This window comes from Micromonospora sp. KC207 (assembly GCF_004348615.1).
Lineage (GTDB): Bacteria > Actinomycetota > Actinomycetes > Mycobacteriales > Micromonosporaceae > Micromonospora.
Map to the genome: position 1 here is coordinate 1 of NZ_SMKJ01000210.1, position 12968 is coordinate 12968.

8 protein-coding genes, 1 pseudogene and 1 riboswitch are annotated in these 12968 nt (G+C 73.3%); of the genes and pseudogenes, 2 read left to right on the forward strand and 7 right to left on the reverse strand.

The annotated features are described in order from the left end of the window. Positions 1 to 609 (forward strand): annotated as a pseudogene (locus tag E1258_RS22940) (hypothetical protein); the annotation flags it as partial. 183 nt (positions 610 to 792) lie between these two features. On the opposite strand, the gene thiC reads toward E1258_RS22940, so the two are convergent. The 7 genes from thiC to E1258_RS22975 form a co-directional block, all read right to left on the reverse strand. Then, a complete protein-coding gene (gene thiC / locus E1258_RS22945; protein ID WP_132404763.1) occupies positions 793 to 2385 on the reverse strand; it encodes a phosphomethylpyrimidine synthase ThiC in 1593 nt (530 codons plus the stop codon). Positions 2386 to 2405: 20 nt separating this feature from the next. Then, the gene (thiD, locus tag E1258_RS22950; RefSeq protein ID WP_132404765.1) at positions 2406 to 3191 is read right to left on the reverse strand and encodes a bifunctional hydroxymethylpyrimidine kinase/phosphomethylpyrimidine kinase; all 786 of its coding nucleotides are present in this window, start codon (positions 3189 to 3191) and stop codon (positions 2406 to 2408) included. After that, complete coding sequence (locus tag E1258_RS22955; RefSeq protein ID WP_132404767.1) at positions 3188 to 3841, reverse strand: thiamine phosphate synthase; 654 nt, start codon at positions 3839 to 3841, stop codon at positions 3188 to 3190. Before E1258_RS22955 ends, thiD begins: the two co-directional genes overlap by 4 nt. Further along, entirely contained in the window at positions 3838 to 4623 is a 786-nt protein-coding gene (locus E1258_RS22960) for a thiazole synthase (RefSeq protein ID WP_132404769.1), read from the reverse strand. Before E1258_RS22960 ends, E1258_RS22955 begins: the two co-directional genes overlap by 4 nt. Before the next feature lie 5 nt (positions 4624 to 4628). Next, complete coding sequence (gene thiS / locus E1258_RS22965) at positions 4629 to 4829, reverse strand: sulfur carrier protein ThiS (RefSeq protein WP_007072998.1); 201 nt, start codon at positions 4827 to 4829, stop codon at positions 4629 to 4631. 56 nt (positions 4830 to 4885) lie between these two features. Further along, positions 4886 to 6034 (reverse strand): glycine oxidase ThiO, encoded by a 1149-nt coding sequence (gene thiO, locus E1258_RS22970; protein WP_165949874.1) that lies wholly within the window; start codon positions 6032 to 6034, stop codon positions 4886 to 4888. Continuing rightward, a complete protein-coding gene (locus tag E1258_RS22975; RefSeq protein WP_132404773.1) occupies positions 6028 to 6654 on the reverse strand; it encodes a thiamine phosphate synthase in 627 nt (208 codons plus the stop codon). The genes thiO and E1258_RS22975 overlap by 7 nt, the downstream gene beginning before the upstream one ends. Next, positions 6649 to 6756, reverse strand: a riboswitch (TPP riboswitch). (Overlaps the previous gene by 6 nt.) Positions 6757 to 7132: 376 nt before the next feature. Between E1258_RS22975 and E1258_RS22980 the strand changes: the two genes are divergently transcribed. Continuing rightward, positions 7133 to 12937 carry a ThuA domain-containing protein gene (locus E1258_RS22980; RefSeq protein ID WP_132404775.1) on the forward strand — a complete coding sequence of 1935 codons (5805 nt, stop codon included), beginning with the start codon at positions 7133 to 7135 and terminating at the stop codon, positions 12935 to 12937. Positions 12938 to 12968: the final 31 nt, after the last annotated feature.

Genomic DNA, 12968 nt, shown 5'->3' on the forward strand with positions numbered 1-12968 from the left:
CGGTTGCCCCTGCCCGACCTCGACCGGGCGTCGAGCTGGGACGCGTTCGGCAACGCCACCCGGCGGACCGTCTCCCCGGCTTCGGAGCGCCGCGCACCGGGCGGGACACGACGGGTGTACGGCGAGCCGCAGGCTCCGGACGACGCGCAGGCCCCCGGCGACGCGCAGGCCCCGGGCAAGACGCAGACGCCCGCCGAGACACCGGCTCCGCACGGCGGGCCGGGCGGGCCACGGACGACCGGCGACGGTGCGGGCGGCGACGGTGCGGGCGGCGACGGCGCGGGCGGCGACGGCGCAGGCGGCGACGGCGCCTCCCGCGCGCCCGGTGTCGCCCCGGAGGGTGCCGGTGCCGGGCCGGAGGTGCCCGCCGCCGGCCGATCCCGGCTGCTGCGAACCCTGTTCCGGCGCAACCGGACGCGGGCGGCCGAAAAGACCGACACGGCGGCGGAGTGGGACGACCGCCGGGAGCAGGAACCGCTGCCGGCGCAGGACGAGGAGTACGTCGACTGGGTCACCGGCCTCGCCCGCCCCGTGCCCGGCGAGGACGGTGGGTCGGGGGACGCCGAGCGGCGCTCGCTGCGCCCCTCCGGCCGTCACCACCGGGACTGACCGCCCCGGTCGGTGTCCCGCCATGTCGGCGACGTGGCGGCATCGATCCCGCAGGACGCCCCCAGGTCGCCGCCATGGCTTGCCGCCGACCTGCCCGCCAGCCGGGCCAGACCGAGCCGGCCCCCGGTCGGTCAGGCCAGCGGCAGGTCAGGCCCCGGTCGGTCAGGCCAGCGGCAGGTCAGGTCAGGCCAGCGGCAGGTACACCCGGCCGCCGGAGGAGACGAATTCCTCCGACTTGTCCCTCATGCCGCGTGCCGCGTACTCCTTCAGCTCCTGGGTGATCTTCATGGAGCAGAACTTCGGGCCGCACATCGAGCAGAAGTGCGCCGTCTTCGCCGGCTCCGCCGGCAGGGTCGCATCGTGGTACGACCGCGCCGTCTCCGGGTCCAGCGAGAGGTTGAACTGGTCCTCCCAGCGGAACTCGAACCGCGCCTTCGACAGCGCGTCGTCCCAGGCCTGCGCCCCGGGGTGGCCTTTGGCCAGGTCCGCCGCGTGGGCCGCGATCTTGTACGCGATCACCCCGGCCTTCACGTCGTCCCGGTCCGGCAGCCCCAGGTGCTCCTTGGGGGTGACGTAGCAGAGCATCGCGGTGCCGAACATGCCGATCATGGCAGCGCCGATCGCCGACGTGATGTGGTCGTACGCGGGCGCGATGTCGGTGGTCAGCGGGCCGAGGGTGTAGAACGGGGCCTCGTGGCACCACTCCTGCTGGAGGTCCACGTTTTCCTTGATCTTGTGCATCGGCACGTGGCCGGGGCCCTCGATCATCACCTGCACGTCGTATTCCCAGGCGATCTTCGTCAACTCGCCGAGAGTGCGCAGCTCGGCGAACTGGGCCTCGTCGTTGGCGTCGGCGATGGACCCCGGGCGCAGCCCGTCGCCGAGGGAGAACGTCACGTCGTAGCGGGCGAGGATTGCGCATAGCTCGCGGAAGTTGGTGTACAGGAAGTTCTCCTCGTGGTGCGCCAGGCACCAGGCCGCCATGATCGAGCCGCCCCGGGACACGATCCCGGTCACCCGGTCCACGGCCAGCGGCACGTACGGCAGCAGCACCCCGGCGTGCACCGTCATGTAGTCGACGCCCTGCTCGGCCTGCTCGATCACCGTCTCGCGGAACACCTCCCAGCTCAGCTTCACCGGGTCGCCGCCGACCTTCTCCAGGGCCTGGTAGATGGGCACGGTCCCGATCGGCACCGGCGAGTTGCGCACGATCGCCTCGCGGGTCTCGTGGATCCGCTTGCCGGTGGACAGGTCCATCACGGTGTCCGCGCCCCACCGGGTGGCCCAGGTCAGCTTCTCCACCTCCTCGGCGACGGAGGAGGTGACGGCCGAGGTGCCGATATTGGCGTTCACCTTCACCAGGAACGCCTTGCCGATGATCGCCGGCTCGCACTCCGGGTGGTTGACGTTGAGCGGCAGCACCGCCCGCCCGGCCGCGATCTCGTCCCGAACCAGCTCCGGGGCCATGCCCTCCCGGATCGCCACGAACTCCATCTCCGGGGTGACGACCCCGGCCCGCGCGTACGCGAGCTGCGTCGGCCGCTTGCCGTCCACGCCCGCGAGGGGGGTGCCCGCCCCCCGGGCCGGTGCCACGTCCCCCCGGGCGGCGATCCACGGCCCGCGCAGCGGGGGCAGCCCCACCTCCGGGTCCGAACCCGGGCCGGAGGTGTCGTAGAGCCGGACCGGCGGGTTGTCGCCGGCCAGGTCGACCTCGGCGAACGGCACCCGGATGTCCGGCCGGGACCCCTCGACGTAGACCTTGCGTCGTGCCTGCATGACTGCCTCCCAGATGGTGGTCAGGACCAGCCGAAGTGGTCCAGCGGACCGCGTCCGGCGCCTAGTTCCCAGTTCCGCGCGCCGGTCAGCGCGCGGGTGACGTACTTTTTGGCGGCCCCGACGGCCGCCGGCACCGCGTCCCCGGCCGCCAGCCGGACGGCGATCGCCGCCGAGAACGAGCAGCCGGTGCCGTGGCTGTGCCGGGTCAGCACCCGGGGGGCACGCAGCAGGGTGACGGTCCCCCCGCCGGCCAGCACGTCGACCGCCTCGCCCGCCGCGTCCACGTCGCCGCCGGTGACCACCACGTGCGCCGGGCCGCCGGCGACGAGGGCCTCGGCGGCGGCGACCATCTCCTCCACCGTGGTCACCGGGCGCCCGGTGAGGGCCGCGGCCTCCGCGCAGTTCGGCGTCGCCACCTCCGCGTACGGCAGCAGCCGCTCGACCGCCTCGACCACGCCGAGCCGGTGCCCGCTGGTGGCGACGAGCACCGGGTCGACGACGAGGTGTGGCAGTCGTCCCGCCCGCGCCGCGTCGGCGACCGCGTCGGCGACGGCCGGGGTGCCGAGCATGCCGGTCTTCACGGCCCGCACCCGGAAGTCGCCGAGCACGCTGTCGAGCTGCTCGGTGACCGTGCGCGGCGCAAGCGGCAGTACGGCGTCCACGCCCCGGGTGTTCTGTGCGGTGACGGCGGTGAGCACGCTGGTGCCGTACGCGCCGAGCGCCGCGAAGACCTTGAGGTCGGCCTGGATGCCGGCTCCCCCGCCGGAGTCGGACCCGGCGATGGTGAGCACGGTCGTGGGGGTCACCGGTCACCTGCCGTGGCGGTCGCTCGGTCTTCGGGGGTTGCGGTTGCGGACCGCGGCGGAAGGATCTCCTCGTAGGCCGCCGTCAGGGTGGCGGCTGCCTCGGCCGGGTCCCCGGCGCGCATGATCGCGCCGAGGACCGCCACGCCCACGGCGCCCGCGTCGACGCAGGCGCGCACCTGGGCCGGAGTCTCGATGCCACCGAGGGCGATGACCGGCACGGTGCTGGCCCGGATCAGATCGCCGAGTCCCTGCGGCCCCAGGTGCGGGCCGTAGCCGGGCTTCGACCTGCTCGGGTACACCGGGGAGAGGGTCACGTAGTCCTCGGTGGTCAGTCGCGCCAGCTCGGCTTCGTCGTGGCAGGACCGGCCGACGAGGCTGCGGCGGGGTGGCGGCGGGTACGGGCCGGCGGCCGGCAGGTGCACGGCGTCGCCGCCGAGCGGGTCGGGGCCGGCGACGACCAGGGTGCCGCCTGCCTCGGCGAGGATCGGGCGCAGGTCGGCGGCGAGCGCGGCCCGCTCGGCCCGAGGCAGGTCCTTCTCCCGCAGCACCACCCAGCGCACTCCCCCGGCCACGGCACCTTCCACCACCTGCGCGAGCGCCCCCCGCGCCGCCCACCGGTCGGTCAGCACCACCACTCCGGCCGGGGTCACAGGTCCGGCCTGCCATCGTCGGGGGTGGAGGCGAGGGCGTGGAACCGGCGGGGGATGCGGCCCGCGCCGGCCGCGAGGCGCCCGGCCGCGACCGCGTACCGCATGGCGGTGGCCATCGCGACCGGGTCGGCGGCCCGGGTGACGGCGCTGGCCAGCAGCACCGCGTCGCAGCCCAGCTCCATGGCGAGCGCCGCGTCGGAGGCGGTGCCGATCCCCGCGTCGAGGATCACCGGCACGTCGACGCCCTGCCGGATCAGGCGGATGTGGTGGGGGTTGTTCACGCCGAGGCCGGAGCCGATCGGCGCGCCGGCCGGCATCACCGCCGCGCACCCGACGTCGGCGAGCCGCCGGGCCAGGATCGGGTCGTCCGACGTGTACGGCAGCACGGTGAACCCGTCCGCGACCAGCGTCTCGGCGGCGCGCAGCAGCTCCACCCCGTCGGGCAGCAGCGTGCGCTCGTCGCCGATCACCTCCAGCTTCACCCAGTCCGTGCCGAACGCCTCGCGGGCCAGGTGGGCCACCTTCACCGCCTCGCCGGCCGTGTAGCAGCCGGCCGTGTTCGGCAGCAGCCGCACCCCGCACCGCTCCAGCAGGTCGAGCAGCCCGCCACCCATGCCGGGGGCGGTGTCGACGCGGCGTAGCGCGAGGGTGACCAGTTCGGTGCCGGACGCTCGGATCGCCTGCTCCAGCGCGTGCAGACTGGCCGCGCCCCCGGTGCCGAGAATCAGCCGGGACCCGAACGTCACACCGCCCAGCTCGAACGGGGAATTGTCACGGGACATGCCGGTCACCCGCCCTGGGCGGCGCTGAGCACCTCGACGCGGTCGCCGTCGCGCAGCAGCGTCGCCGGCCACCCGCCGCGCGGCACCACCTCGCCGTTGACCGCGACGGCGAGGCCGCGCCGCTGGTCGGTGACCAGACCGACCAGGTCGGCCACGGTCGCGCCGGCGGGCAGGGTACGCCCGGCGCCGTTCACCGTCAGTTCCATGTGCGTGCTCCTCCTCGGACGCGACCGGGACGCGGTCGTCAGCCGTACGGGACTGGTCAGCCGTGCCGGCGGCGGCCCGCCGGGCCGGCACTGGCCGCGAACCGCTCGGGGGTGAATGGGGCGAGCAGCGGGTCCGCTGCTCCGGAGACGATCAGCTCGGTGACCAGGTCGGCGGTGACCGGGGTGAGCACGATGCCGTGCCGGTGGTGGCCGGTGGCGGCGAGCACGCCGGGCCGGCCCGGCAGCGGCCCGAGGATCGGAGCGTTGTCGGGGGTGCCGGGACGCAGCCCGGCGGTCGCCTCGACCAGGTCGTACTCGGCCAGCTCGGGGACGAGGTCGACGGCGGCGCGGAGCAGCCGCAGCACCGCACCGGCGGTGACCTCAGTGTCGGCGCGCTCCTCGACGGTCGCGCCGACCACCACTTCGCCGCTGTCGCGGGGCACCAGGTAGACGGGCTCGCCGTCGGCGTACCCCCGGATCACGTGCCGGAAGCCCGGCGGGCCGCCGTCGGGCGCGCGGAGCCGGAGGACCTGGCCCTTGACCGGCCGGACCGGTAGCCCGGTGAGCGCGGCGGCCCCGCAGCCGGCGGCGACGACGGTGACCCGGGCGTCCAGCTCGGACAGCGCCCGTACCGAACCGGTGACCAGGGTCGCGCCGGCCCGTTCGGCGGCGGTCCGCAGCGCGGTCACCAGCCGTCGGGGATCGACCTGGTGGTCGCCGGGGGCGACCGCGCCGCCGCGCACCCTGGGGGCGAGCGCCGGCTCGCGGTCGCGCAGCTCCGACGGACGCAGCGGGGTGATGGGCAGCCCCAGCTCCCGCTGGTACGACCACAGCCGCCGCGCCTCGGCGAGGTCGTCGCCGGTGAGCCCGACGACGAGGGTGCCCTCGGTGCGGTACCCGAAGCCGGTGCCGGCGGCCTCGGTCAGCTCGGCGGCGAACGCGGGCCAGCGGGCGGCGGAGGCGGCGAGCAGCCCGGTCAGCTCGTGCTCGCCGAAGTACGCCTCGGCGACCGGTGACAGCATCCCGGCGGCGACGCGCGACGCGCCCGACCCGGGGGCCGGATCGTGCACGACGACGCGCAGCCCACGCGCCGCGCACCGCCACGCCACCGCCAGCCCGACGACCCCGCCCCCCACCACCGCCACATCGGTAAGGAGGGGCCCCCTGTTGACGCTTCCGGTAGAGGAAGGGCCCCCTGTTAACACGTCAGCGCCCCGAGCAGCTCGGCGGTGACCCGCGCCGGGTCGACGGCGGCGGAGAGCGCCCCGACCACCGCCACCCCGTACGCCCCGGCGGCGCGCAGCGCCGGGACGCCTGCGGCGGTCACCCCGCCGATGGCGATCACCGGCACCGCCACGGCCCGGGCCACGGCGCGTACCCCGGCGGGGCCGATCGGGTCCGGCAGGCCGGCCTTCGTGTCGGTGGCGTGGCAGGGGCCGACGCCGAGGTAGCTGGCTCCGGCGGCCTCCGCTGCGGCGGCCGGCCCCGGCGAGCGGGCGGTCGCGCCGAGCACGGCGGTGGGGCCGAGGACCCGGCGGGCCGCCGCGACCGGCAAGTCGTCCGCGCCGACGTGCCCGCCGGCGGCGCCGACCGCGAGCGCCACGTGCAGCCGGTCGTTGACCAGGCACGTCGCCCCGTACGGGGCGCACAGCGCGACCGCCCGGCCGGCCAGGTCGTACGCCTCGCGGTCGGTGGCGTCGTCGGTGACGCGGACCTGGACGACCAGCTCGGCGCGGGCCACCGGCAGGGCGGCACGCAGCACGGCGAGCGGGTCCCGCCCCGGCCGGGTGTCGGTGATCAGATGCAGTCGCCCAAGGGAAGGCACGGCAACTCTCCTCCCTGCGCCGGCATTACCCGGATCAGGTTCGACGGTCGGGGGCTCCAGCCCCCCTCTCAGCCCGGTACACCGGGCTCCCGTGGGTTACGTCAGTGTCACCGTACGACGGATCGGCCGGTTCGCCAAGAGGTCCCAGCGGTGGCCCGGACCACGGGGCCGCCGGCCCGGCGCGCTTGTTCCTATTCCTCCACTCTCGCCGGATAAGCCGATCACCGATATCGAATCGTTACACGTAGACGCCTTGCCGGAAACGAACCCAGCGGCGCTAATTTGTTTATTCGATCGACATAATTTCGATGCGCGGCCTCGGCGTGGCCCGCACCGACCAGACACGTGCCGGGCCAGCGGGCCCGGCACCGACAAGACATGCCGGGCCACGCGGGCCCGACACCGATCCGACCGGAGACGGTCTGCGGCGAAGTCGTCCCCTGCCCACCACTGTCCAGCTCGGACAAAGGAGCATTGAGTGTCTCCGTCCCGCCGCCGCCGCAAACCTCGCGGCATCCTCAGCACCGCCCTCCTCACCCTGTCCCTCGTCGCCACCGGCCTGGTCGCCGGCACCGCCGCCCAGGCCGCACCCGTCGCGGCAGCAGCGCCCGCCCGGGCAGCCGCAACCGATCCGTTCTCGGTGCTCGTCTTCTCCAAGACCGCCGGGTTCCGGCACGACTCCATCCCCGCCGGCATCGCCGCCATCCAGAAGCTCGGCGCCGACAACGGTTTCACCGTCGACGCCACCGAGGACGGCGGGGCGTTCACCGACGGCAACCTCGCGAAGTACCGCGCCGTGATCTGGCTGTCGACCACTGGGGACGTCCTCGCCGCCGACCAGCAGGCCGCGTTCGAGCGGTACATCCAGGGCGGCGGCGGGTACGTGGGCATCCACGCCGCCTCCGACACCGAGTACAGCTGGTCCTGGTACGGCGACCTGGTCGGCGCGTACTTCGCCAGCCACCCCACCAACCAGCAGGCCACCATCAAGGTGGAGGACCACGCGCACCCGTCCACCGCCACGCTGCCGGACCGGTGGTCCCGCTACGACGAGTGGTACAACTTCCAGTCCAACCCGCGCGGCGACGTGCACGTGCTGGCCAGCCTGGACGAGACCAGCTACACCCCGGGCTCCGGCGCGATGGGCGCCGACCACCCGACCGCCTGGTGCCACGACTTCGACGGCGGCCGGGCCTGGTACACCGGCGGCGGCCATACCCAGCAGTCGTTCGCGGAACCGGAGTTCCTCGCCCACCTGCTCGGCGGCATCCGCACGGCGGCCGGCGTCGAGCGGGCCGACTGCGGCGCCTCGAAGACGTCGAGCTTCGAGAAGGTGACGCTGGACAGCAACACCAACAACCCGATGGAGCTGGACATCGCTCCGGACGGCCGGGTCTTCTACGCCGAGCGCGACGGCCGGGTGCAGATCATCAAGCCGAACACCGGCAACACGGTCACCGCGACCCGGCTGGACGTCTTCACCGGCAACGAGGACGGCCTGATCGGTCTCCGCCTCGACCCGGACTTCGCCACCAACAAGTGGATCTACCTGTACTACGCGCCGGCCAGTGGCGGCCCCCGCAACTACCTGTCCCGGTTCACCGTCACCGGTGACACCATCGACAAGGCCAGCGAGAAGGTCGTCCTCCAGGTCGACACGCAGCGCAACACCTGCTGCCACGCGGGCGGCAGCATGACCTTCGACTCTGCCGGCAACCTGTACCTGGCCACCGGTGACAACACCAACCCGTTCGAGTCGGACGCGTACACCCCGATCGACGAGCGGCCCGGTCGGCAGGACTACGACGCGCAGCGCACCGCCGGCAACACCAACGACCTGCGCGGCAAGGTGATCCGGATCCACCCGGAGGACGACGGGACGTACACCATCCCGGCGGGGAACCTGTTCGCGCCGGGCACCGCGAAGACCCGGCCGGAGATCTACGGCATGGGCTTCCGCAACCCCTTCCGCATCGGCGTCGACCCGAAGACCGACGTGCTCTACGTCGCCGACTACGGGCCGGACGCGGGCGCGAACAACCCGAACCGGGGCCCCGAGGGCACGGTCGAGTGGAACATCGTCGACCGGCCGGGCAACTACGGCTGGCCGTACTGCGCCGGGGCGAACTACGCGTACAACGACTACCAGTTCCCGTCGGGCCCGTCCGGGGCGAAGTTCGACTGCGCCGCGCCGGTCAACAACTCCCCCAACAACACCGGCCTGACCACCCTGCCCCCGGCGATTCCCGCCACGGTCGACTACGACTACTCGGGCAACCCGCGCTTCCCCGAGATCGGTGGCGGCGGCGCCCCGATGGGCGGCCCGGTCTACCGGTACGACGCCGACAACCCGTCGCAGACCAAGTGGCCGGCGTACTACGACGGCAAGGCGATGGTCGGCGAGTGGAACCAGTCGAAGATGTACACGATGCAGGTCAGCGCGGACGGCAAGTCGCTGATCGACATCAACCAGGTGCTGACCGGGATGAGCATGGTCCGCCCGATGGACTTCGAGTTCGGGCCTGACGGCGCGCTGTACCTGATCGAGTGGGGCAGCGGCTTCGGCGGCAACAACGACAACTCCGGGGTCTACCGGATCGACTACACCGCCGGTGACCGGGCCCCGATCGCCGAGGCCAGCGCCACGCCCACCTCCGGGCCCGCGCCGCTGACCGTGAGCTTCTCCAGCGCCGGCTCCCGCGACCCGGACGGCGGCGTCCTCACGTACTTCTGGGACTTCGGCGACGGGCACACCTCCGCCGAGAAGAACCCCACCCACACGTACACCGAACCGGGCAACTACACCGCCCAACTCACCGTCACCAACGCCGCCGACCGTACCGCCGTGGCGAACGTGCCGATCACGGTCGGCAACACCGCCCCGACGGTGACCATCGAGTTCCCGCCGAACGGCGGCTTCTTCGACTGGGGCGACCAGGTCAAGTACGCGATCAAGGTGACCGACCCGGAGGACGGCGAGATCGACTGTGACCGGGTCCGGCTCCAGGTGCTGCTCGGCCACGACGAGCACGCCCACCCGCTGGAGCAGCACACCGGCTGCACCGGCATCGTGCAGACCTCGCTGGCGTCCGGGCACGGCGCGGAGGCCAACGTCTTCGCGGTCTTCGAGGCGACGTACACCGACGACGGCGGTGTCGGCGGTGCCGGCGCGCTGACCGGCCGGGCGATCGAGCAGTTGCAGCCCAAGCGCAAGCAGGCCGAGTACTTCACCGCCACCGGCCGGGCCCCCGGCGGCACCGGCGGCGGCGACCCGGGCGTGCAGAAGGAGACCACGACCGACCCGGCCGGCGGCGGCCAGAACATCGGCTTCATCGAGGACGGCGACTGGTGGTCGCTGGCCCCGGCCAGCCTGTCCGGGGTCGACTCGATCCGGTTCCGGGTGGCCTCGTCCGTCCAGGGCGGGCGGATCGACGTCCACGCGGGCACCGTCGACGGGCCGCTGGTCGCGTCCGCGGTCGTGCCCGGCACCGGCGGCTGGCAGCAGTTCGTCGACGTGACGGTCCCGGTCACCGAGCCGGGCGAGGGGGCGCTGTACTTCCTCGCGAAGGACCCGGCCGGCGGCACCGGCTCGCTGTTCAACGTCAACTGGATGGACTTCCTCGGCCGCGGCGTCACCGAAAACGCGCCGCCGCAGGTCAGCGCCACGGCGACGCCGACCACCGGCACCGCGCCGGTCAACGTCGCCTTCGACGGCACAGCCACCGACGCCGAGGGCGACACCCCGCTGACGTACGCCTGGGACTTCGGCGACGGCAAGACGGCGTCGACCCTCGACGCCACCCACACGTACACCGTGCCGGGCACCTTCACCGCCACTCTGACGGTGACCGACGCGCGGGGCGCGAAGGCGTACGTGAACGTCCCGGTGAAGGTCGAGGCGCCGAACACGTCCTGCTTCGGGGCGCGCTCGGACGACTTCCTCGGCACCAGCCTCGACAAGGGCCGCTGGGCCGTGGTCCGGGAGAACCAGCTCTACTCGGTCGCCGGCGGGTCGCTGCGGCTGCCCACCTCCCCCGGCGACCTGTACGGCACCCGTAACGACGCCACCAACCTGGTCCTCCAGCCCGCGCCCAGCGGGGCCTGGCAGGCCACCACGAAGGTCACCGTGCCTGTCACCGCCGACTACCAACAGGCCGGCCTGATGGTGTACGGCGACGACGACAACTACGCCAAGCTGGACCTGCTGTACGGCGGCTCCCGCAAGGTGGAGTTCCTCCGGGAGACGGCCGGTTCGCCGCGCAACGAGGCGGCCGACAGCGTCGCCGCGCCCGCCGGCGACACCATCTGGCTGCGGGTGACCAGCGACGGGACGAACCTGACGGCGGAGTTCTCCGCCAACGGGTCGAGTTTCACCCCGGTCGGCCGGTCCGCCGCGCTCGCCGGGATCACCAACCCCCGGATCGGGCTGTTCGCCCTCAACGGCGGCACCACCGCCCCGGTGGTAAACGCGGTGTTCGACTGGTTCCAGGTTGCGCCGGACGCCCCGGCCGGGCCGGTCGACCCGTCGGACGAGTTCGACGGCACCACGCTGGACAAGTGCCGGTGGAACGCGGTGCTGCGGGAGGACCCGGCCGCGTACCGGGTGACCGGCGGCGCGCTGCGGATCGACGTGCCGTCCGGTGACATCTACGGCACCGGCAACACCGGGCCGACGAACTTCGTCCTCCAGACCGCCCCGGCCGGCGACTGGACCCTGGAGACGAAGGTCGACGGCAGCCTGCTGGCCGAGCAGTACCAGCAGGCCGGTCTGATCGTCCACGCCGACGACGACAACTACGTCAAGTTCGACTTCGTCGTGGACAACCAGGCCGGTCAGGCGATCTCCCGGCGGATCGAGTTCCGCAGCGAGGTCGGCGGGGCCATACAGGACCCACAGCCGCAGGTCACCAACCTGACCTCGGCGGTGTGGCACCTGCGGGTGGCGCGCACCGGGAACGAATTCACCGCGTCGTACTCGGCCGACGGGCAGGAGTGGACGACCCTCGGGACGGTGACCAGCACCGCCGTCGGGGCCACCCCGAAGGTGGGTCTGTTCACCCTCGGGGGGAACGCGGCCACGTCGAAGACCGCGTCGTTCGACTACTTCCGGCTCGGCACCGCAGCGGTCGACACGACCGCGCCGGTGACGACGGCGACGGTCTCCGGCACCCCGACCGCGGGCTGGCACACCGCGCCGGTCACCGTCACGCTCGCGGCGACCGACGAGGCCGACGGCAGTGGGGTGGCGACCACCGAGTACCAGCTCGACGGGGCCACCGCGTGGACCGCGTACACGTCGCCGGTGCAGGTCAGCGGTGACGGGGCGCACGAGTTGCGGTTCCGGTCGACCGACTCCGCCGGCAACGTGGAGGCCACCAAGACGGTCGCTGTGAAGATCGACGCCACGGCGCCGGTCAGCTCGGCGGCGTTCGCCCCGGCGAACGACGACGGCTGGCACGCCGGCACGGTTCCGGTGGTGCTCACCTCCACCGACGCCGGTTCCGGGGTGAAGCTGCTGGAGTTCTCGCTCGACGGCGGGGCGTGGACGGCGTACACCGCGCCGGTCGAGGTGACCGGGAACGGCAGCCACGAGCTGCTCTACCGGGCCACCGACACCGCCGGCAACGCCGAGGCGCTCAAGTCGGCGGTGGTGAAGATCGACGGTGAGAAGCCGACGCTGCTGGTCTCCGGCGTCGCCGACGGCCAGCTCTACGGCGACAGCCAGGACGTGCGGATCTCCTGGGAGGCGGTCGACCCGACCTCCGGCGTCAAGACGACGACCGGCAAGTTGGACGGCAAGTCGTACGCCAACCAGACCCTGCAGGCCATGTACGAGCTGCCGCTCGGCATGCACGAGCTGACCGTGACCGCGACCGACAAGGCGGGCAACTCCACCACCTCGACGGTCCGGTTCTTCGTCACCACCTCGTTCCGCGACATGCAGAACCTGCTGGACCGGTTCAAGGCGACCGGGCGGCTGTCGACGAAGGCGCACAAGGATCTGTCGAGCAAGCTGTCCGCGGCCCGGCAGGCCGAGGCGGCCGGCAACGACGCGAAGGCGATCAAGCTGCTGAAGGAGTTCCGCACGCTCGTGGCGAAGCCGGGCCTGATCGGCGAGGCTGAGGTCCGTGACGTCCTCACCCGGGACGCCGACTCCATGATCGTCCGGCTCGGCGGCACGGCCAGCAAGGCCGGTGTCAAGGCCAACGGCGGCACGTCGCTCAAGGGCACGGGCCGGCTCGGCGACGATCCCACCCGGATCAGCCGGGGTCGCTCCCTGTAACGGAAGCGGGGCCGCTCCCGCCGTCCACGAC